Origin of the sequence: Roseateles sp. (assembly GCF_965229315.1) — a bacterium.
In the GTDB taxonomy this organism is placed as follows: domain Bacteria; phylum Pseudomonadota; class Gammaproteobacteria; order Burkholderiales; family Burkholderiaceae_C; genus Pelomonas.
Map to the genome: position 1 here is coordinate 622,823 of NZ_CBDDJA010000001.1, position 19,426 is coordinate 642,248.

A 19,426-nucleotide genomic window follows, 5' to 3' on the forward strand; every position below is an offset into this window, starting at 1 on the left:
CCATCAGCTCAGCACTTAAATGTCTCCCGGCAAGGCGGGCGCAAGCCCGCGGACAGCGCCCGTCACGGTCCTGAGACATCGGCCCCCTAGGCTGCGCGGTTGCTTGCGAATCGCCATGTCAGACCGCCGTTTCTTCACCCGCTCCACCGTCGAGGCCGGCGTCAATCGCTGGGACTGGGCCTTGCTGCCGCTCGTGCTGGCCGTGCTGGTGCTGCTCGCGATGGCCGCGACGCAGATGGCCCGGCCCTTCCACGTCGGCGAGGCGCTGCCGCTGACGCTGGACCCGGCCTGGCTGCCCTACTACCTGCTGCGCACCACGCTGCGCATGTTCATCGCGCTGGCCGCGTCGGTGGTGTTCGCCTGCGTGTTCGCCGTGCTGGCGGCCAAGGTGCGGGCGGCCGAGAAGGTGCTGGTGCCGCTGCTGGACATCCTGCAGTCCATCCCCATCCTCGGCTTCCAGGCCATCGCCGTGGCGCCCTTCATCGCGCTGTTCCAGGGCAACCTGCTGGGCGTGGAGATGGCGGCGCTGTTCGCGATCTTCACGTCGCAGGCCTGGAACATGGCCTTCAGCCTGTACCAGTCGCTGCGCACGGTGCCGGGCGAGCTGCAGGAGGCGGCGCGCATCTTCCAGCTGTCGGGCTGGCAGAAGTTCTGGCGGCTGGAGCTGCCGTTCGCGATGCCCAACCTGCTGTGGAACATGATGATGAGCATGTCCGGCGGCTGGTTCTTCGTCGTCGCGTCGGAAGCCATCTCGGTGGCCGGCCAGGACATCAAGCTGCCGGGCGTGGGCTCCTACATCGCCGTGGCCATCGAGGCGCGCGACCTGGGCGCCATCGGCTGGGCCATCCTGGGCATGCTGATCGGCATCCTGCTGTACGACCAGCTGTTCTTCCGCCCGCTGCTGGCCTGGGCCGACAAGTTCCGCTTCGAGGGCGCCAGCAGCGAGCAGGCGCCGCAGTCGTGGCTGCTGACCTGGCTGCGCCGCACCGAGCTGCTGCAAAAGCTCGGCGCCTGGCCCGCCCGCTGGATCACGGCCAGCTTCGCGCCGTTGAAGAAGACCTACGACGGCCGCTCCATCCGCGCCAAGCCGCAGCCGCCCAACCCGCTGTGGGCGCGTGCGTGGGACGCGCTGATCGCCGCGCTGGTGCTGTTCGCCGTCTGGCGGCTGGTGAGCTTCATCCACACCGAAGTCGGCTGGGGCGAGGCGGCGCACGTATTCAAGCTGGGCTTTTACACGCTGGCGCGCGTGCTGGTGCTGATCGCCGTGGCGTCGCTGATCTGGGTGCCCATCGGCGTGTGGATAGGCCTGAACCCGCGCATCGCCGGGCGCACGCAGGCGGTGGCGCAGTTCCTCGCGGCCTTCCCGTCCAACCTGGTGTTCCCGGTGGCCGTGGTGGGCATCGTCAAGGGCGGGCTGAACCCGGACGTGTGGCTGTCGCCGCTCATCATCCTGGGCACGCAGTGGTACATCCTCTTCAACGTGGTGGCCGGTGCGTCCACCATCCCGACCGAGCTGCGCCTGGCCGCGCGCAACCTGGGCCTGAAGGGCTGGCTGGCCTGGCGGCGCTACCTGCTGCCGGCCATCTTCCCGAGCTTCGTCACCGGCGCCATCACCGCCAGCGGCGGCTCCTGGAACGCCAGCATCGTGGCCGAATACGTGACCTGGGGCGACACCAAGGTGCAGGCCGCGGGCCTGGGCAGCTACATCCAGCAGATGACCACGGCCGGCGACTTTCCGCGCATCGCCCTGGGCATCGGCGTCATGTGCGTGTTCGTCATGGCGATGAACCACTGGGTGTGGCGGCGCCTGTACCGCATCGCCGAAGAGAGGATGCATTTCTAGACCACCCCTACCGGCTTCGCCGGCCCCTCAAGGGGCACTGCAAGCGGCCCGGCAAGCCGGTTCCGCTGCAGTCGCTGGGTCTTGACTCGATTTGCGCCACGACTGGATTGACTGGGAACTGACATGGAATCACTCATCGAACTGAAGCATGTGGCGAAGGGCTTCAAGTCGGCCGACGGCAGCCTGCGCTCGGTGCTGGAGGGTGTGGACTTCCACCTGGCCAAGGGCGAGATCGTCGCGCTGCTGGGCCAGAGCGGCTCGGGCAAGAGCACGCTGCTGCGCATCATGGCCGGGCTCATCACCGCGGACACGGGCGACGTGCGCTACCGCGGCCAGCCGCTGTTCGGGCCGGCGCACGGCATCGCGATGGTGTTCCAGAGCTTTGCGCTGTTCCCGTGGCTGACCGTGCAGCAGAACGTCGAGCTGGGCCTGGAGGCCGCCGGCCTGCCCGCGGCCGAACGCGCGCAGCGGGCCGAGGCCGCCATCGAGCTGATCGGCCTGGCGGGCTTCGAGGGTGCGCTGCCGCGCGAGCTGTCGGGTGGCATGCGCCAGCGCGTGGGCATCGCCCGGGCGCTGGTCATGCAGCCGGCCGTGCTGCTGATGGACGAGGCCTTCTCGGCGCTGGACGTGCTGACCGGCGAGCGGCTGCGCAACGAGATCCTGACGCTGTGGGACGGCGGCCAGATGCCCACGCAGGCCATGCTGGTCGTCTCGCACAACATCGAGGAGGCCGTCATGATGGCCGACCGCGTGCTGATCTTCGCCAGCAACCCGGGCCGCGTGCGCGCCGAACTGCCCATCACGCTGGCGCGCCCGCGCCGTGCCGACAGCCCCGAGGTGCGGCTGCTCATCGACGAGGTCTACCGGCTGATGACCAGCGCGGCCCCGGTGGCCGGCGCCGCCGAGGAGGCCGCCAAGCCGCACCTGTCCGACCGCCTGCCCGAGGCCGACGTGGGCCGCATGGAAAGCCTGCTGGAGCTGCTGACGGACGAGCAGTTCGCGGGCCGCGCCGACCTGCCGCAGCTCGCCGAGGAGAGCGAACTCACCGACGAGGAGCTGCTGCCGCTGGCCGGCGCGCTGCACCGCCTGGGCCTGGCCCAGCTCAGCGGCGGCGACCTGTTCGTCACGCCGCTGGGCGAGCGCTACGTGACCGGCAGCCACGAGTTCCGCCGCGAGATCTTCGGCCAGCAGCTGCTGGCGCACGTGCCGCTGGCCGCGTTCATCCGCCACAGCCTGGAGCAGGAGGCCGACGGCGAGTTGAAGGAAGAGCCCTTCCTGAAGCTGCTGATGGACAGCATGGACGCCGCGGAGGCCGAACGCGTGCTGCGCGTGGCCATCGAGTGGGCGCGCTATGGCGAGGTGTTCGAGTACGACTACCACACGGGCCTGATCCACCTGCCCGAATCGGACGGCGGCTGAGCGGCCCCGCCATTGCCGCACCCCCCGCATTCGCGGAGGGTCAGCCGGCGTTTTGCGGGTTCCCCGCGATGCCGCTGGCCAGGGCACTGGCAGACTCGGCCGTCGTTGTTGCTGTCGCCTCGAAAGGAATTCCATGCGTGCCCTGTTGTCCGGCCTCACCTGCGCTGCGCTGATGGGCGCCTGCGCCGCCGCGTCCGCCGCCGTCGTCTACACCCCGCTCGCCACCCCGTTGACGACCGCGCCCAACCCCGGCGGCGGCAACAGCGACGGCACCGGCGTGTGGTTCAACCTGCTGACCGGCTACGCCGAGACGCGCGACTACTACTTCCCGAGCACGCTGTTCGCGGACGGCCAGTTCTTCCTGCTGCTGGACGCCTCGCAGCCCACACCCGAGGCGCTGATCTTCACGCAGGGCTTCTTCTCGCGCGGCAACGGCGTCATCTACGCCTCGGCCGGCAACCTGAACCCGGCCGCCTTCGGCGTGGGCGCCAGCATCGGCCCGGGCACCGGCTACCAGAGCCCCGGCGCCGGCTACGCCGACATCGGGCCGGCGTTCGGCAACTTCGCGCCGGGCCGCGGCTTCCTGGGCCTGACCATCCGCGACGCCAGCGGCGCCTCGGCCAGCGACGTGTTCTACGGCTTCGCCGACATCACGGTCGGCGCGGACTACGCCATCACGCTGAACGGCTTCGCCTACGAGAACGTGCGCGGCGCGGCCATCACCACCAGCTTCCTGTCGCCGGTGCCCGAGCCGGCCACCTTCGGCCTGATGGCGCTGGGCCTGGCGGGCCTGGGTGCGGCGGCGCGGCGCCGCCGCTGATCGCCACGCTCGTCAACGAAAGAAGGGGCCTCGCGGCCCCTTCTGCTGTTGCGGTGTCGAACCCGGCGGGGTCAGTCGTTCAGCGCTACACGGCGGCGGCGGGCGAACGCGGCGAGGCCGGCAACGCCCAGGCCCATCAGGCCGAAGGTGGCGGGTTCCGGCACGGCGGCGATGGCGCCCGGGCCGCTGATGGTCGTGCTGAAGGCACCGAACTGGTCGTTGTCGTAGCCGGTCACGACGTAGGTGTAGCTGTTGCCCGCCACCAGGCTGAAGACCAGGCCGGAGGTGTTGGGGAACACGGCGTCATCGCTGGCCGCGACGGCGTTGGTCAGCGCATCGGCGGGGTTGAACGTGCCGCTGTAGAGGATGACGAAGGTGTCGTAGTTGACGTCGTCGGACTGCGTCAGGAAGGTGTAGATGCCGCTCACGCCCACCGTGAATGTGAACGCGTGGTACGCCACGTCGGTGGCGTCGCCGCTCAGGCCGGACGGCACCTCCTGGAACGGGTAGTCGGCGTAGTCGATGTCCGGACGGTTGAAGGTCGGGCCGCCCGTGGTGTCGCCGGTGTAGGTGTAGAAGCCGGCGTGCGCGGACATGGCCAGCGTGGACAGCGCGATGGCGGCCAGCGACGAAGACAGGGTGGAGAGCTGCACGGGATTTCCTCCGATGGTTGGACCCCGGCCAGCGATCAGCTTCTGGACAGGTGGGTTGCGGCGAATGTAGGCGGTGACGTGTGACAAGCGCATTAGGGGGATGCCCGGACCCTGGCGGCCCCGCACCCCTCATCCGCGGGGTGTCACCGCAGTTGGCGCGGCAGCCTGGCGCGCTACCGGCACACGCGCTGGGACAGCAGCACGAAGCGCTGCGGCCGGCGTCATCCCCTAACCGGACGGTTGAACGCTGCCGCGCTCAGTCTTCGGCGCCGGAGGTCTGCGCCTCGGTGACCTTCGACGTCTTGCTGCCGCTGAGGATGGCGCAGTCGTGGTCCTGCACGTCGTGCTCGGCCGAGCCGCTGCTGCGGTCGTCGGGGTTCCAGCGGGTGGCCATCAGCACGAAGCCGGGCTGGCCGCCCTTGAACGTCATGGCCACGACGCTGACGCCGATGCCTCCCATGTCCTCGGCCGCGCCCGGCAGGTGGGCGGCCACGTCGGCGATGGGGTTGACGCCGTCCAGCGTCTCGCCATCCACGCGCTTCACGAACCAGGCATGGTTCAGCCAGCCGCCACGCAGCGGCGTCCAGGACGTCGGCGAGAGGTCGGCTTCGTCCGCCGACAGCTTGGCCAGCAGCTCCGGCCGCACGCAGGAGATGTGGATGTGCAGCTGGTCCTGGCTGCGGCGGCGGACGGGATTCAGCGCCAGCGACACGGCCTCGCGCGGCAGCGGCTGACCGCGCAGGCGGTCCAGCAGGTCGCGCGAGCGCCAGGACTGGGCGAAGTAGTTGGGCGTGCCGGCCTCCAGCAAGGCGGGGCTCTCGATGCCGCTGATCCTGGCCGTGGGCAGCAGCAGGTACTGCAGCACGCCGCGGCGGTCCTTCATCGTCGCCCAGCCCTCGGCGCGATCCACGCGAGCGCAGGGCGGCGGCAGCTCGGCAGCGGCCGTCGCCGCGGGCACGCAGCGGGCGTCGATGATGTGCCAGAGCGCGTCGCGGTCGGCCAGCGCCGGGCCGGACAGCGTGGCAAGGTGGAGCAGCGCTGCTGCGAAAAAGGTCGGGCGCATGGGGTCGAATGTAGCGAGTGTTCCGGGCGCGCCGCGCGCCGCACAGGCAGCGTCTTCTCCTACCTGCCCAGTTGACGGGCTCCTGCGCCGACGCCGGCAGCGGGCGGCCACCATGGCTGCACCGGGCGGACAGGTGGTTCGCCCCCCAGCCAAGGAGTTTTTATGACCACGCAGACCGAAGCCTCCATCGACGCCCTGAACGACCTCATCGAGAACGCCAGGGACGGCGAATATGGTTTCACGCAGTGCGCCGAGCGCGTGCAGGCCGCAAACCTGAAGACGACGCTGCAGCGCCGCGCCGCTGACTGCCGCACGGCCGTGGCAGAGCTGAACGCGCTGGTGCTGCGGCTGGGCGGCAAGCCCGCCGAGCACGGCACGGCGTTGGGTGCGCTGCACCGCGGCTGGATCAGCGTGAAGGATGCGCTGACGCCGGATTCCGACCGCCGCATCCTCGACGAAGCCGAGCGCGGCGAGGACGCCGCCCTGGGCCGCTACCGCAAGGCGCTGAAGGCCGACCTGACGCCCGAAGCCCGCACGCTGATCGAACGCCAGATGCAGGGTGCCCAGGCCAACCACGACCAGGTCAAGGCCTTGCGCGACGCGCTGCCGGCCTGACGCCGGGCCACGCACCGCGCAGGGCGCGGTGCGACCGGGTGAGAAGAACCGGCAGCTTGGGTGGACGAGCCGTTGTGGCGCGGGCGCGGCATGCGCCACACTGCAGCGGTTCCCCGAAAACCCCGCCCCATGATCCGACTCGCTGCGCTGCTTCTCGCCATCCTCGTCCCGCTGTATGCAGCGGGCCAGACGCCCCCCGAACACGCCGTCACGGCCCAGGCCATCGCGTTGCAGACCGACCGCGCCCACGGGCCGCTGGTGGCGCTGCGGCGCGACCTGCATGCCCACCCAGAACTCGCCGGCCAGGAGGCACGCACCGCGGCCACGGTGGCCGCGCGGCTGCGCACGCTGGGGCTGGAGGTGCAGATCGGCCTGTACGGACACAGCGTGGTGGGCGTCCTGCGTGGCGCCCATGCGGGCCGCACCATCGCCTGGCGGGCCGAGCTCGACGCACTGCAGACCTACCTCGTCGACGCCACGCCGTTCCGCTCGCAGACGCCCGGCGTCCATCACGGCTGCGGGCACGACACCCACATCGCCATCGCACTGGGCATCGCCGAGGTCCTCGCCCAGCACCGCGACCAGCTGCATGGCAACGCCGTCTTCATCTTCCAGCCCGAGGAAGAGACCTTCCGCGGCGCCAAGGCCATGCTGGACCGCGGCCTGCTCACCGCGCTGCCCATCGACGAGATCTACGGCGTGCATGTGACGGCACTGCCGGTCGGCCAGATCGTCGTGCGGCACGGCGAGATGTTCGCCTACCAACGGCGCATCCGCATCGCGCTGAAGGACGGCCTGACGGCCGCCGAGATCGAGCAGCTCGCCGGGCAGGTGCAAGGCGCGCTGGCGCGCAGCCGGCCACAGGCCAGGCCGTGGGAGATCCAGCGCATCGCCGAGCCGGGCGTCGGCCTGACATCGGCGACCACGGCCTTCCAGGACTACCTGATCGTCGACCGGCTGCAGCCGACGCGCACGGGCGCGGGCACGGTGAACCTGGAGGCCGACCTGTACGAGACGGACGCGGCCCGGCTCGCCAGCATCATCCCGCGCGTGACCCAGGTCGTCGAAGCGAGCGGCCATGGCGGCCAGCTGCTGTCCGTGGACTTCATCCAGCAGAACCCGACGGTGCTCAACGACCCGGCCCTGACGCGCTCGGCCATGCAGACGATCCGCCAGGCCTTCGGCGCCGACGCGGTGCAGCTCGCCCACGGTCAGGGGCCGTTCTTCAACGACGACTTCGCCTACTTCCAGCAGCGCGTGCCGGGCGTGTACTTCTTCCTCGGCGGCAGCAATGCCGACAAGGGCATCACCGCGATGAACCACACGCCCAACTTCGCCGTCGACGAGGAGAGCATGCGGACCGGCGTGAAGACCTTCGCGACCTTGATCGCAAGCCGCCTCGGCCCCTGAGCCGTCAGGCCGGCTCCACGCAGACGCGCGGCCAGCGTTCGGCGTAGCGCTTGCTGGCGCAGCGTTCGCGGTAGGTGGCGACGCTAACGCGCCGCGGGTTGCGCCGCACGCGCAGGCCCAGCAGGTCGTCCAGGCCCAGCGGCGCGATGACATGCAGGTCGTCGTGCGCGTCCAGCCACACGCCAACCGCCGTGGCCGGCTCGGGCCACGTCGCGACGGCATCCTGCAGCGATCGCAACGGTTCGACGGCATGGCCGAAATGCGCCTCGAACCACAGGTGCACGTCGGCCTGGTTGGTCACCTCCCAGGGCAGGCCGGGGCAGAGTTCGCCGAGCCGGCGCTGCAGCGCGGCATCGCGGTCCGCACCGACGTCGGCGGCGCAGAAGAACGCGAAGTCCACGTCGGGCAGCGCCGATGGCGGCTGGTCGTGCAGCGCGTCCCAGACGAGGTTGCGCAGCGCGCCCGCGCCGATGCACCACTGCGCCAGCCTCAGTTCGCGACCGGCCCGCAGTGCCGCCATGAACCAGGGCGTGGCGCGCACGAGCGCCGTCAACCGTGCGGCGTCTTCGGCCGGGGCCTGCGCCGCGGCCATCACTTCGCCTTCTCGCGCTCCTGCAGCGCGCGCCACATGACCTTGCCGGCGCCGCTCTTGGGCAGCGTGTCGACGAACTCGACGACGGCCGGCACCTTGTAGGCGGCCATGTTGGCGCGGCACCAGTCGCGCAGTTGCTCGGCCGTCAGCGACTCGTGGCCGATGCGCCGCACGACCACGGCCTTGACCGTCTCGCCGCGGTAGGCGTCGGGCGCCGAGATGATGCAGGCCTCGGCGATGCCGGGGTGGGCGTGCATGAGGTTCTCGACCTCGGCCGGCCAGACCTTGAAGCCGCTGGCATTGATCATGCGCTTGAGGCGGTCGGTCATGAAGAAGTAGCCGTCGGCGTCGACGTAGCCGATGTCGCCGGTGCGGAAGAAGCGCCGGCCCTCGAACTCGATGAAGGCGGACCGCGTCGCATCGGGGCGGCGCCAGTAGCCGTCGAACACCATGGGGCCGTGCACGATGATCTCGCCGCTCTCGCCGACCGGCAGCTCACGCAGCGTGTCGGGGTCGATCACGCGGGCGTCGCAGCTCATGTAGGGCACGCCCAGGCACTGCTGCTTGGGGGCGTCGTAGGGGTTGCTGTGGCTGGGCGCGGCGGTCTCGGTGAGGCCGTAGCCTTCCATGTAGCGCAGGCCGTAGCGCTGCCACAGCCGCTCGGCGATGGCCTGCGGCATGGCCGCGCCGCCGCCGCCGATGGAGATCATGCTGCTGAGGTCGAACGTGTCCACGTGCGGGCTGGCCAGCAGGTCGATGACCATGGTGGGGATGTTGGTCCAGCGCGTGACGCGGTGGTCCTGGATGAGCCGCGCGGCGTACTCGCGCTGCCAGCGCGGCATCAGCACCAGCGCCGCGCCCACGGCCAGCGTGCCGTGCATGACGACCACCATGCCGGTGATGTGGAACATGGGCACCACGCCGAGGATGACGTCCTCGTGGTTGGCGTTGGCCCACAGGCCGCCGGCGAAGACGTTGTGCTGCAGGCTGCGGTGCAGGTGCATGCAGCCCTTGGGATTGCCGGTGGTGCCGCTGGTGTAGGGCAGCAGCGCGAGGTCGTCGGCACCCACGGTGGTCTCGGGCGGCTCGGCGGTGCAGGCCATGGCATCCGCCCAGGCGGTGGCACCGGCCGGCAGCGCGACGTCGGTGTTGAGCCAGTCCGCCCAGCCGGATGGCAGGCCCGCGTCGGCACCGACCTGGCCGCCGGGCAGCACCTCGGCCAGCCGCGTGACCAGCATGTCCTTGGCAGCCATGCCGGCAGACAGCCATTCGGCGCTGAGGTCCGCGCTGGTGATGGCCAGCACGGCGCCGCTGTCCTCGATGAGGTGCCGGATCTCGGCCGCGCGGTTCATCGGGTTGACCGGCACGACGACGGCATTGGCACTCAGGATGGCGTAGTGGGCGATGACCAGTTGCGGGCAGTTCTGCAGGTCCACCAGCACGCGGTCGCCGCGGGCGATGCCGCGCTGCGCGAGCCAGGCTGCCATGCGCTGCACCTGCGCGGCCAGCTGGGCGTAGGTGGTGGTCTGGCCCAGGAAGACCAGCGCCGGCCGGTGCGGGAAGCGGCGCGCGTTGACCAGCAGGTTGTCGGGCAGCGCCGTGGCCGGCGGCTCGATGGCGTGCGGCACGCGCGCGGGCCAGAACTTGTGATGCGCTCGGGTCATGCAGAGGTCTCCGTTTTCTTCGCGACGACGAGGTAGACGCCCAGCAGCGTCACCCCCATGCCGGCGATGGCTTGTGCGCCCAGTGTCTCGCCGAACAGCAGCCACGCCATCACCGCGGTGACAGACGGCACCAGGTACATCGTGCTCGACACCGCCGTCACGCGGCCGTGGCGCAGCATGTAGAACATCAGGCTGATGCCGCCGGCCGTCAGCACGAGCACGCTCCAGGCCATCGCCGCGATGACCGGTGCGTTCCATTCGATGCGCATGGGCTCCAGCGCCCACGCCAGCGGCAGCGTGACGGCCAGCGCGGCGGCGAATTGCACGACCTGGCCGGTGCGCAGGTCGAAGTGCGGCACGAAGCGCTTCTGGTACAGCGTGCCGGCGGTGATCGCGAGCAGTGCCATCAGGCACAGCCCCAGCGGCGGGCCGAAGCTGGCGCCCAGGTTGAGCTTGTGCCAGATGACCAGCAGCACGCCGCCCAGGCCCAGCGCCACGCCCAGCCACTGCCGCGGCGCCACGCGTTCGCCGATCAGCGGCGCCAGCGCGGCGACCAGCACCGGCTGCAGGTTGACGATGAGCGCCGCCGTGCCCGCCGGCAGGCTCTGGCGGATGGCGACCCAGACGCCGCCCAGGTACAGCGCCTGGATGCCGATGCCGGCCACGGCCAGGTGCAGCATCTCGCGGCGCGTGGGCCAGGCCGCGCGGGCGGCCAGGGCCAGCACCAGCATCAGCACCACGACGCCGGCATAGCGCCAGGCCAGGAAGGTCAGCGGGTCGGCATAGGGCGCTGCCAGCTTGGCGGCGATGTAGCCGGTGGCCCAGATGAAGATGAAGAGCGGCGGCGCAACGCGGTCGATGGCGGACGTGACAGGCATCAGGCGGGCATCATGCCTGCCAAACGATGCCGCGATGTGTCTCGCCCAGGACCCTCGCGCGAATCAGCCGGGCCCTGCGGCCGGGTCGGCCCGGTCGGCATCGATCAGCTCGCGCAGGCAGGCCAGGCACAGGCAGCCGCTGTACCGCGCGGCCAGCTCGGTGCGCAGCGTGTCGGTCAGCCGGATGCCGAAGCAGGCGCAGTGGCCCGCGTTCACGCCGCACTCGAAGCCGCCGCCGCAGCGCGGGCAGCGGACGTCGAGCGGGGCGGTGTCGTGCGGGGCGGTTCGGTCCATGGAGGGCTCATGAGGCGGGGCTGCCCGCGGATTCTGCAGCGTCCGGCGGCGCGGTGGCCGCGCGGCGTCGGCAGACAAAGGTGCGGCGCACACGGTCCGAGCGCAGGAAGTAGCTGATCCAGATGACGCCGAACACGCAGGTGCGGCCCAGCTCGACACTGTTCTTGTCGGTCCAGTCGCCGGCCAGCGCAGGGATGAGCTGGTGCATCGCGGCGTCGCCCAGCAGCGTCACGACGACGAGCACCCACCAGGCGATGTAGAGCCGCGGCAGGCTGCTGCGCCGGTTCAGCATCAGCCACAGCAGCAGCACCGCACCCATGGCGATGGCCAGGTTCAACAGCGACTCCACGATCAAGGTGGGCGCCCACAGCGGGTGGTAGGCCGGCGAGCCAGGCCGGGTCAGCGCCGTCCAGGCCTGCACGGTCAGCGCCGGCGCCGACTCGACCAACGCGTTGCCCACCCGCACCAGCGACGCGAACAGGCCGATCACCGGCAGATACAGCCAGCCGCCGATGGCGGTCTCGACCGGCGCGCCGTGGGGCCGCGGCTGCGGGTCCCAGCGGGCCAGGCGGCGCACCAGCCAGATCAGCGCACCCAGCCCGATCAGGCCCGCCATCACCGGCACCCAGTGCGGCGAATCGCCGCCGGCGACGGTGGCCGTGTCCGCGCCATCCTGGTGGTAGAGGTTGTAGTTGATGCCGGTGCGGGCCTTGTCGAGCTGGGCCACGTAGCGGGCCATGTCGGCGGCGCCGACGTGGTCGCTGCGGCTCTGGTAGCGGTCGGTCAGCACCAGCGTGCGGGCGTCCGGCCAGGCCTCCTCGCGGCGCAGCACGAAGGCGGCGTCCTCGACGAGCAGCGGGTCGGGCTTGAGCTGCCAGCGCTGCGGCAGGCGGAACTCGCTGACCAGCCTGAAGTCCACCGGGTGGCGCAGCGCGAGCGGGCCCTGCCGGTTCAGGCCCTTGGGCCGGCGCAGCCATTCCTGCAGGTCGGGCACCTCCAGGTCGCCGACCCAGCGCTCGCGCTTGTCGTCGCGCACCCAGTAGGCGGGCATGCGGTAGTGCTCGACCAGCTCCACCTGGTTGGCATCGGTGTCGTCGCGCACCGTGAACGGCTGGTCCACGGCCAGGCCGGTGTAGCTGGCGGCGTAGAAGTCGAGGTACTGCTTCTGCAGGTCTTCGCGCGAGGTGGTGGCCAGCGCGTTGCGCAGCTGCTCGGCGGACTCGCCGTAGGCCTGCGTCGTGACGGTGAAGGTCGTGGGCTTGTCGAAGCCCGCGCTGGCATCCAGCACGGTGCGCATGTCGCGCCGCAGCAGGCGCGCCTCGGGGCCGGCCATGGGCACGAACTCGCGCGTGCCGGCGTCCACCAGCAACGCGCGGCCGAAGTCGGCCTGCACCCATTGCGCGACGCCCTTGCCCGCCTGCGGCGTGCGCGTGGGGTCCAGCCACACACGGCGCTCGCCGAGGTCGGCCTGCACCAGCACATGGTTGAACGCCCAGGGCGTGGGCAGGCGGTCGGCCGCGGCCTGGCGCAGGCCGGTGTGCACCAGCGCCGCGCGCGCCGGGATGCCCAGGCCGCGCAGCAGGGCCAGACTGAGCAGCGTCTTGTCCTTGCAGTCGCCGAAGCGGCGCTGCAACACCAGCTCGGGCGTGTGCGGCGCGTGCGAGTTGGCGCCCATCTCGATGCCGAGGTAGCGCACCTCGCGCTGCACGAAACGCAGCGCCGCGAGCAGGCGCTGCTCGGGGTCCTGCGTCGCGGCGGCGATGCGTGCCACCTCGCGGTCCACGGCGGGCAGCGGGCCGGCCGGCAGCTGGTACAGCGGCAGCGCCCAGCGGGCCACGGCGGCCCAGTCCGCGAACTCGCCCCATTCGGCCCAGGCATAGGGGTCGTACCAGCCGGGACTGTCGCTGTCGGTCAGCCGCGCCGGCACGTTGCGCAGGCGCCAGCGGTGGTCCAGTTCGCCGCGGGTCTCGGCGACGGTGGCGGCCTGCGCGCCGTTGTGCAGCTTCCAGTGCAGCGGCCGCCCCTGCGGCCACAGCAGCCGCGCATGGCGGTAGGCGACGGGCATGCCCCATTCGAGGTCGAAGCTGCCGAAGCGGTGCGCGCCGAAGACGGGGTTGTGGCCTTGCACGCTGTAGACGGTCTCGACCACGTCGCCCACACGCACGTCGTGCAGCGCGACGTGCGCGGTGAGGCGGCCGTCGAAGATCAGCGATTCCAGGCTGGCCTCGCGCTGCAGCAGCTTGACCGCGTCGGGCGACACGCGGGATACGGCCTTGCCCGCGCGCAGCACCTCGATGCGGTGGATGGTGAGGGTCTGGTAGCTCGGGTCGAAGCGGATCTGCACATTGGCGACGTCCTCGACACCGCGCTCGTTGACGGCGCGCGTGGCCAGGTGCTGGTAGTCCGTCAACGTGTTGCCGGCCACGCGGACCTGCTCGTCGGCGAGCAGGTAATGCCGGCCCTGGCTCAGGCCCTCGGCAGGCGCCGTCGCGTCCAGCGGGGCGGCCTGCGGGTCCACCCATGCCGGCGGCGGCGCAAAGCTCACGCCCCGGGGCGCCTGAAGCGGCGCGGCGCCGGCCAGCAGCGTCCACAGCAGGCCAATGCCGGCCAGCATCCTCTTGCATGCGCTCGCCATCGCGCCTCCCTCGGTCTTTTTTGTGCCGCGGCGATTATGGGCAGCTTGTCAGCCGAGCTCGGACTGCGCGTCGTCGGGCGGCAGCAACGGCGTGGCCCGGGCCAGCACCATCCAGGTGGCGAAGTCGGGCTTGCAGGCGCGCCTGGGCGCGGGGCGGGCGAGTTCGAGGTGGCTGTCGTGGCCGATCAGCACACCGTACTCGGGCGGGATCTCGTCGGTCTCGGCGATGCCGGCCTTGATGACGAACCAGCACTGCCCGCACAGCGCCCGGTAGGCGGCGGACTTGGCCGGGCGGCGCAGCTCGCCCAGCAGGTCGGCGCGGCTGACCTTGATCTCGTGGATGGCGGGCTCCAGGTAGTCCTCGACGGTGCTGTGGCGGATGGAGTAGACGTCGGGCATGGCGTTGACCCACACCGTGCGGCCGTCCTCGCCGGGCAGCCCGGCGCGCAGGGCCAGGCCGCGCCAGGCGATGCGGCCGGCGCGCTGCATCTCGGTGGCGACGCGCTCGACCAGCGTCTCGTGGGCATCGCGGGCGGCGCGGTTGCGCGTCAGCGAGGCCGCCAGCGCTGCGACACCGGCGTCCGTCACGCGCAGGCGCTCGCGGCCGTCGGCCTCCTGCAGCCGCTCGATCCAGCCGGCCGCCAGCAGCTCGACCTCGACGAAGTCGTGGCTGGGCCAGCCGGCACTGCGCCACAGCAGGCGCAGGCGCTGCAGGTGGACGCGGGTGGGCGTGGCGGGCATGGGGGCGATCTTCGCGCGACGGGCAGCAAAAAGCCCCTCGGCCGGGAGGCGCGAGGGGCTGGCGTTGGATGCCTGGCTGGACGCCGATCAGCGGTCCTTGCTGAGACTGCCCTTGGGGTTGTTCGGGTCGCCCATGATGAAGATGGTGTAGACGCCGTTGGCCGTCAGCGGGGTCAGGCCCGAAGTCGTGCCCGACGACGGGTTGTACAGCGCGTCGACCTTCAGCGGCGAGTTCACGGTGACGACCGCGCCGGTGGAAGAGCTGATGCTGGCCGGTGCAGAGCTGGTGCCGGGCAGCACGTTGCTGGCCTGGGTCTGGAAGTCGACGTTCAGCGATGCCAGCGAGCCGGCAACGGACAGGCCGTTGACCAGCCGCATCTTCACGTTGCCCGTGACGGTGGGCAGGCGGTTGTCGTCGCTGAGCACGGCCAGTTGCGGCGCGGAAGCGTCGCCCCAGATCAGCAGCGTGTAGTCGCCGCCCGCCGCGAAGTTGGGCGAGCCGACCGTCAGCGGGATGCTGTTGACCGTGATGGATGTCGTGCTGGCGCCAGCGGTGAAGCTGAAGTAGTCGGTCTTGTTGGGCGGCAGGGACGCGGGCAGGATGTTGTTGCCGTTGACCGTGGCAGCCACGACGGGCGAACCGGCCAGCGCATTGACGGCGCGCACGCGCGTCAGCGTGTTGGCGTAGCCCGTGACCGCGCCCTTCTGGATCAGCTGCATGCCGTTGACCAGCACGCCGCCGGAGGTGGACGTCAGGACCAGCGTGTTGACGCTGGCCGACGCGAGCGTGACGGCCGGGATGTCCAGGCGCAGGTCGTTGCCCTTCTTGGTGTAGCCGGTGATGCGGATGCGGAAGGTGCCGGAGTTGATCTGGTTGTAGCCGCTGCCCGCGCCGCCCTGCAGGTTGGACGTGACCGGCGTGGCCGTGTCCAGCGAATCCGTGCTGGCCGTCACGTAGACGTCCAGTGCGCCGGCGTCGGGCGCCAGGTTCAGGATCAACAGCTTGGCCTTGTTGGCATCGGGTGCCGTTTCGGCTTCCTGCAGCAGCGTGGTGCGCACGGCGCCCGCGAAACCGTAGGAAATGTAGGTGTAGGCCGTGCCGCCTGCCAGCGTGGGCGTCGTGGCCGAGACGCTGGTGCCGACGTCGCTGGTCAGCACCTTGCTGGCGGTGTTGGCGGTGTCGACGTCGCCGTAGCTGCCCACGGTGGCGTACGCGATCTTGCTGTTGATGGTCTTGTCATTGACCGTCAGGTCCAGCTGCGGGTAGGACTGGGTGGCATTGAGCAGGCGGACCTGCGCGGTGCTGCTGCTACCGCCGCCGCCGCAGGCGGTCAGAAGGGCAGCGGACGACAGGCTCAGCGTGAGGACCAGCCGGGTGGCCCAAGGGGTGAATCGCATCGAGAACTCTCCGAAAAAACCAAACCGCCGGGCCTATCCCCAAATACGCGGACTTGCGATTAGAACTCATGCGGAGGACGTCACGGTGTCCGCCATCCAGCAGCCGGTGAAGAACTGTTGCTGCGCGGGTATCTCCCAGGTGAGGAGACCCCTCCAATTTCGGCGCGACCGCGTCGCTAGCATCGCCGGCATGAACTATCCCCATCTCCTCGCCCCCCTGGACCTCGGCTTCACGACGCTGAAGAACCGCGTGCTGATGGGCAGCATGCACACCGGCCTGGAGGACGGCGCCAAGCACTTCGAGCGCATGGCGGTGTTTTTCGCCGAGCGGGCCAAGGGCGACGTGGGACTGATCGTGACGGGGGGCTTTGCGCCCAACATCGAGGGTTGGGCCAAGCCGTTCGCCGGCACGCTGGCCACCAGCGGCGCGGCGCGGCGCCACAAGATCATCACGGACGCGGTGCACGCGGAGGGCGGCAAGATCGCGCTGCAGATCCTGCACACGGGCCGCTACGGCTACTCGCCGCTGTGCGTGGCGCCGTCGCGCATCCAGTCGCCCATCAGCCCGTTCACACCGCGCGAGCTGTCTGCCCGCGGGATCGAGCGGCAGATCCGCGCCTTCATCCGCTGCGCGAAGCTGGCCCGCGAGGCCGGCTACGACGGCGTCGAGGTGATGGGCTCCGAGGGTTACTTCATCAACCAGTTCCTCGTCACGCACACCAACCAGCGCAGCGACGACTGGGGTGGCTCGTACGAGAACCGCATGCGGCTGCCGCTGGAGATCCTGGCGCGCATGCGCGAGGCGGTGGGGCCGGATTTCATCATCATCTACCGCCTGTCCATGCTGGACCTGGTGCCGGACGGCAGCTCGTGGGACGAGGTGCTGGAGCTGGCGCGGCGCGTGTCGCGTGGCGGCGCGACGCTCATCAACACCGGCATCGGCTGGCACGAGGCGCGCATCCCGACCATCGCCACCAGCGTGCCGCGCGCCGGGTTTGCGTGGGTCACGGCGAAGCTGCGTGCGCAACTGCGGGCCGAGGGCATCACGACGCCGCTGATCACCAGCAACCGCATCAACACGCCGGCGGTGGCCGAAGGGGTGCTGGCGGACGGCTCGGCCGACATGGTGTCGATGGCGCGGCCGTTCCTGGCCGATTCGCACTTCGTGCAGAAGGCCAGGCAGGGCCGCGCGGACGAGATCAACACCTGCATCGCCTGCAACCAGGCCTGCCTGGACCACACCTTCGCGCAGAAGATTTCCACGTGCCTCGTGAACCCGCGCGCGGCCTATGAGCGGGAGATCGTGCTGCGGCCGGTGACGGGTGCCAGGAAACGCATCGCCGTCGTGGGCGCCGGCCCGGCGGGGCTGGCCGCGGCGACGACGCTGGCCGAGCGCGGGCACGCGGTGACGCTGTTCGACGCGGCCCACGAGATCGGCGGCCAGTTCAACATGGCCCGGCGCATCCCGGGCAAGGAAGAGTTCAGCGAGACGCTGCGCTACTTCCGTCGCCGCCTCGACGTCACCGGCGTCGACCTCAAGTTGAACTGCCGGGTGCGGGCGGACGAGCTGACCGGCTTCGACGACGTGCTGCTGGCCACCGGCGTGAGCCCGCGCGACCCGAAGATCAAGGGCCAGGATGAGGGCATCGCCCGCGGCCAGGTGCTGAGCTACATCGACGTGCTGCGGCACGACCGGCCGGTGGGCGCGCGGGTGGCCATCGTGGGCGCGGGTGGCATCGGCTTCGACGTGGCGGAGTACCTGCTGGAGGCCGGCCACTCGCTGACGCTGGACGACGCCGCCTGGCGCAAGCACTGGGGCGTGGGCGACCCGGCGCAGGTGCGGGCGGGCCTGCTGCGACCGGCCCCGGAAGCGCCCACACGCCAGATCACGCTGCTGCAACGCAAGGCCGGCAAGCTGGGCGCGGGCCTGGGCAAGACGACCGGCTGGATCCACCGCGCGGCGCTGAAGATGAAGCAGGTGGACATGCTGGCCAGCGTCAACTACGAGGGCATCACGCCGGAGGGCTTGTGGGTCAGCCATGGCGAGAAGCGGGCGGACGCGCAGCTGATCGAGGCCGACACCATCGTGCTGTGCGCGGGCCAGGAGCCGCTGCGCGAGCTGGAGGCGCCGTTGAAGGCGGCGGGCGTCAGCGTGCACCTGGTCGGCGGTGCGCTGGAGGCTGGCGAGCTGGACGCGAAGCGGGCCATCCTGCAGGGCACCCAGCTCGCGTGCCGGCTCTGACTCAGCGCCGGGAGAGTTCCCAGAGCTGGTACATCGTGTTGTTGTCCTCCTCGGTGACCTCCAGGCCCTTGGCGAGGTCGAGGCTGGAGTCGAACCAGCCGCAGATCTCCGCCGGCTTGCGGACATCGGCCGGGCTGCGACCGGGCATTTGGCCCATCATGGACAGCAGCGCGTTGGACCGCAGGTCTGGCAAGGCGTTCAGGGTTTGCATGGCAGGCTCCAGGTGGGGCGGGTGGATCGGTTCGACGTGAAAAACGTCACACCGTCAGCATCGGCGCCGACCCCGCTGCCCACCATCGCCCTTTGGGTGGATCGAGGGGGGAAGCGCGGCGCAGGCCCTCCCCCGACATCCCCCGCAAGGGGGAGATAAATATGGGGTCAGAGTCATTTTCTGACGCTCGCCGAACGGCTTCGCGTCCCAGTTCACGCGCGCCGACGCAGCTCCCGCCGGGCATCGCTGCCGATCCAACGGGCCGATGGCTCGCTGCGCGCACACAGGCGCTCCGCCAAAGTAAGCGCAGGCTCACGCAACGCCTCACTGCGTTTGCCGATCTGGCGCAGCGCCCAGTTCACGGCTTTCTTGACGAAGTTGCGGTCGTCGTCGGCCGCGGCCTCGATGAGCGGCAGCCGGGCAATGAAGTCGGCGTCCGGCCGCTGCTTCTGGTGCACTGCGGCGACGGCCAGCAGTGCGAAGCCGGCGCGCTTCTCGAACGCCGCCTCACGCGCTGCCCAGCGCGGGATCTGCGCCCAGGCCAACGGGCTCCAGACGAACGCATTGGTGCAGGCCTGGTCGCAGACGTCCCAGGCGCGCATGCCGGCCACCCAGTGGTCCATCTGCGCCACGGTCAGCTTCGCAGGCTCCGCCACCATGCCGGCCAACAGCTGGGCATCGGGGATGCCGGTGTCCCACAGCGCCAGCGCGAGGTCGTGATCGCGCTTGAACGCCCGGGCCAATGCGCGCAGCGTGGGCACCGCCAGGCCCAGCCGGGCGTCGCCGGTCAGGCCGAAGCGGGCCATGGCGCCGAGCTGCTCGGGCCGGGCGCGCTCCCGCAGCGCGGCCAGCGCTTCATCCAGTTTGGGATTGAGCTTATTCGCCATGTGCAGATTCTGCGGGCCGGCCGGGGCGCAAAATCCTCGCTCCGATCCAATTCATCTCACC

General features: G+C 70.7%; 17 protein-coding genes. 6 read left to right on the plus strand and 11 right to left on the minus strand.

The window, feature by feature from the left end; all coding sequences use genetic code 11:
- Positions 1-115 precede the first annotated feature (115 nt).
- The 3 genes from ACO07H_RS02895 to ACO07H_RS02905 all read left to right on the plus strand — a co-directional run bounded on the left by ACO07H_RS02895 (position 116) and on the right by ACO07H_RS02905 (position 4,082).
- Positions 116-1,843 carry an ABC transporter permease gene (locus tag ACO07H_RS02895; protein WP_422010925.1) on the plus strand — a complete coding sequence of 576 codons (1,728 nt, stop codon included), beginning with the start codon at positions 116-118 and terminating at the stop codon, positions 1,841-1,843.
- A gap of 123 nt (positions 1,844-1,966) precedes the next feature.
- On the plus strand, positions 1,967-3,262 hold the full coding sequence (locus tag ACO07H_RS02900; protein WP_422010927.1) for a nitrate/sulfonate/bicarbonate ABC transporter ATP-binding protein: 1,296 nt from the start codon (positions 1,967-1,969) through the stop codon (positions 3,260-3,262).
- Positions 3,263-3,395: 133 nt separating this feature from the next.
- Positions 3,396-4,082, plus strand: coding sequence for a PEP-CTERM sorting domain-containing protein (locus tag ACO07H_RS02905; protein WP_422010929.1), 687 nt, complete (start codon positions 3,396-3,398; stop codon positions 4,080-4,082).
- A 71-nt stretch (positions 4,083-4,153) separates the two neighbouring features.
- Here the strand turns inward: ACO07H_RS02905 and ACO07H_RS02910 are convergent, their stop codons facing one another.
- On the minus strand, positions 4,154-4,735 hold the full coding sequence (locus tag ACO07H_RS02910) for a PEP-CTERM sorting domain-containing protein (protein WP_422010931.1): 582 nt from the start codon (positions 4,733-4,735) through the stop codon (positions 4,154-4,156).
- Positions 4,736-4,991: 256 nt separating this feature from the next.
- Positions 4,992-5,798 (minus strand): CDP-diacylglycerol diphosphatase, encoded by an 807-nt coding sequence (locus tag ACO07H_RS02915; RefSeq protein WP_422010933.1) that lies wholly within the window; start codon positions 5,796-5,798, stop codon positions 4,992-4,994.
- Between the two features lie 162 nt (positions 5,799-5,960).
- Here ACO07H_RS02915 and ACO07H_RS02920 point away from each other — a divergent pair, with 162 nt between their 5' ends.
- Both ACO07H_RS02920 and ACO07H_RS02925 read left to right on the plus strand, forming a co-directional pair.
- Positions 5,961-6,413 carry a ferritin-like domain-containing protein gene (locus tag ACO07H_RS02920; RefSeq protein ID WP_422010935.1) on the plus strand — a complete coding sequence of 151 codons (453 nt, stop codon included), beginning with the start codon at positions 5,961-5,963 and terminating at the stop codon, positions 6,411-6,413.
- A 129-nt stretch (positions 6,414-6,542) separates the two neighbouring features.
- Positions 6,543-7,823: a M20 metallopeptidase family protein gene (locus tag ACO07H_RS02925; RefSeq protein ID WP_422010937.1), complete on the plus strand. Its 1,281-nt coding sequence runs from the start codon at positions 6,543-6,545 to the stop codon at positions 7,821-7,823.
- Positions 7,824-7,827: 4 nt separating this feature from the next.
- Here ACO07H_RS02925 and ACO07H_RS02930 read toward each other — a convergent pair whose 3' ends face one another.
- The 7 genes from ACO07H_RS02930 to ACO07H_RS02960 form a co-directional block, all read right to left on the minus strand.
- Positions 7,828-8,415, minus strand: coding sequence for a nucleotidyltransferase family protein (locus tag ACO07H_RS02930; RefSeq protein ID WP_422010939.1), 588 nt, complete (start codon positions 8,413-8,415; stop codon positions 7,828-7,830).
- Positions 8,415-10,079, minus strand: coding sequence for a long-chain-fatty-acid--CoA ligase (locus ACO07H_RS02935; RefSeq protein ID WP_422010941.1), 1,665 nt, complete (start codon positions 10,077-10,079; stop codon positions 8,415-8,417). Before ACO07H_RS02935 ends, ACO07H_RS02930 begins: the two co-directional genes overlap by 1 nt.
- Positions 10,076-10,957 (minus strand): DMT family transporter, encoded by an 882-nt coding sequence (locus tag ACO07H_RS02940; protein WP_422010943.1) that lies wholly within the window; start codon positions 10,955-10,957, stop codon positions 10,076-10,078. Before ACO07H_RS02940 ends, ACO07H_RS02935 begins: the two co-directional genes overlap by 4 nt.
- Before the next feature lie 63 nt (positions 10,958-11,020).
- On the minus strand, positions 11,021-11,251 hold the full coding sequence (locus tag ACO07H_RS02945) for a cysteine-rich CWC family protein (protein ID WP_422010945.1): 231 nt from the start codon (positions 11,249-11,251) through the stop codon (positions 11,021-11,023).
- 7 nt (positions 11,252-11,258) lie between these two features.
- Positions 11,259-13,865 carry a DUF3857 domain-containing protein gene (locus ACO07H_RS02950; RefSeq protein WP_422010947.1) on the minus strand — a complete coding sequence of 869 codons (2,607 nt, stop codon included), beginning with the start codon at positions 13,863-13,865 and terminating at the stop codon, positions 11,259-11,261.
- Between the two features lie 69 nt (positions 13,866-13,934).
- The gene (locus tag ACO07H_RS02955) at positions 13,935-14,627 is read right to left on the minus strand and encodes a hypothetical protein (protein ID WP_422010949.1); all 693 of its coding nucleotides are present in this window, start codon (positions 14,625-14,627) and stop codon (positions 13,935-13,937) included.
- An 87-nt stretch (positions 14,628-14,714) separates the two neighbouring features.
- A complete protein-coding gene (locus tag ACO07H_RS02960; RefSeq protein ID WP_422010951.1) occupies positions 14,715-16,025 on the minus strand; it encodes a DUF4397 domain-containing protein in 1,311 nt (436 codons plus the stop codon).
- 190 nt (positions 16,026-16,215) lie between these two features.
- Between ACO07H_RS02960 and ACO07H_RS02965 the strand changes: the two genes are divergently transcribed.
- A complete protein-coding gene (locus ACO07H_RS02965) occupies positions 16,216-18,267 on the plus strand; it encodes an FAD-dependent oxidoreductase (RefSeq protein WP_422010953.1) in 2,052 nt (683 codons plus the stop codon).
- Between the two features lies 1 nt (position 18,268).
- Here ACO07H_RS02965 and ACO07H_RS02970 read toward each other — a convergent pair whose 3' ends face one another.
- Positions 18,269-18,478: a hypothetical protein gene (locus ACO07H_RS02970; protein WP_422010955.1), complete on the minus strand. Its 210-nt coding sequence runs from the start codon at positions 18,476-18,478 to the stop codon at positions 18,269-18,271.
- Between the two features lie 212 nt (positions 18,479-18,690).
- Positions 18,691-19,365 (minus strand): DNA alkylation repair protein, encoded by a 675-nt coding sequence (locus ACO07H_RS02975; protein WP_422010957.1) that lies wholly within the window; start codon positions 19,363-19,365, stop codon positions 18,691-18,693.
- Positions 19,366-19,426: the final 61 nt, after the last annotated feature.

What these genes read in the sequence shown, in the direction of transcription:
- ACO07H_RS02960 (WP_422010951.1), bottom strand. Translation starts at nt 16,025, where the DNA reads ATGCGATTCACCCCTTGGGCCACCCGGCTGGTCCTCACGCTGAGCCTG.
- ACO07H_RS02915 (WP_422010933.1), bottom strand. Translation starts at nt 5,798, where the DNA reads ATGCGCCCGACCTTTTTCGCAGCAGCGCTGCTCCACCTTGCCACGCTG.
- ACO07H_RS02935 (WP_422010941.1), bottom strand. Translation starts at nt 10,079, where the DNA reads ATGACCCGAGCGCATCACAAGTTCTGGCCCGCGCGCGTGCCGCACGCC.
- ACO07H_RS02970 (WP_422010955.1), bottom strand. Translation starts at nt 18,478, where the DNA reads ATGCAAACCCTGAACGCCTTGCCAGACCTGCGGTCCAACGCGCTGCTG.
- ACO07H_RS02895 (WP_422010925.1), top strand. Translation starts at nt 116, where the DNA reads ATGTCAGACCGCCGTTTCTTCACCCGCTCCACCGTCGAGGCCGGCGTC.
- ACO07H_RS02940 (WP_422010943.1), bottom strand. Translation starts at nt 10,957, where the DNA reads ATGCCTGTCACGTCCGCCATCGACCGCGTTGCGCCGCCGCTCTTCATC.
- ACO07H_RS02925 (WP_422010937.1), top strand. Translation starts at nt 6,543, where the DNA reads ATGATCCGACTCGCTGCGCTGCTTCTCGCCATCCTCGTCCCGCTGTAT.
- ACO07H_RS02900 (WP_422010927.1), top strand. Translation starts at nt 1,967, where the DNA reads ATGGAATCACTCATCGAACTGAAGCATGTGGCGAAGGGCTTCAAGTCG.
- ACO07H_RS02965 (WP_422010953.1), top strand. Translation starts at nt 16,216, where the DNA reads ATGAACTATCCCCATCTCCTCGCCCCCCTGGACCTCGGCTTCACGACG.
- ACO07H_RS02920 (WP_422010935.1), top strand. Translation starts at nt 5,961, where the DNA reads ATGACCACGCAGACCGAAGCCTCCATCGACGCCCTGAACGACCTCATC.
- ACO07H_RS02950 (WP_422010947.1), bottom strand. Translation starts at nt 13,865, where the DNA reads ATGCTGGCCGGCATTGGCCTGCTGTGGACGCTGCTGGCCGGCGCCGCG.
- ACO07H_RS02945 (WP_422010945.1), bottom strand. Translation starts at nt 11,251, where the DNA reads ATGGACCGAACCGCCCCGCACGACACCGCCCCGCTCGACGTCCGCTGC.
- ACO07H_RS02975 (WP_422010957.1), bottom strand. Translation starts at nt 19,365, where the DNA reads ATGGCGAATAAGCTCAATCCCAAACTGGATGAAGCGCTGGCCGCGCTG.
- ACO07H_RS02905 (WP_422010929.1), top strand. Translation starts at nt 3,396, where the DNA reads ATGCGTGCCCTGTTGTCCGGCCTCACCTGCGCTGCGCTGATGGGCGCC.
- ACO07H_RS02955 (WP_422010949.1), bottom strand. Translation starts at nt 14,627, where the DNA reads ATGCCCGCCACGCCCACCCGCGTCCACCTGCAGCGCCTGCGCCTGCTG.
- ACO07H_RS02930 (WP_422010939.1), bottom strand. Translation starts at nt 8,415, where the DNA reads ATGGCCGCGGCGCAGGCCCCGGCCGAAGACGCCGCACGGTTGACGGCG.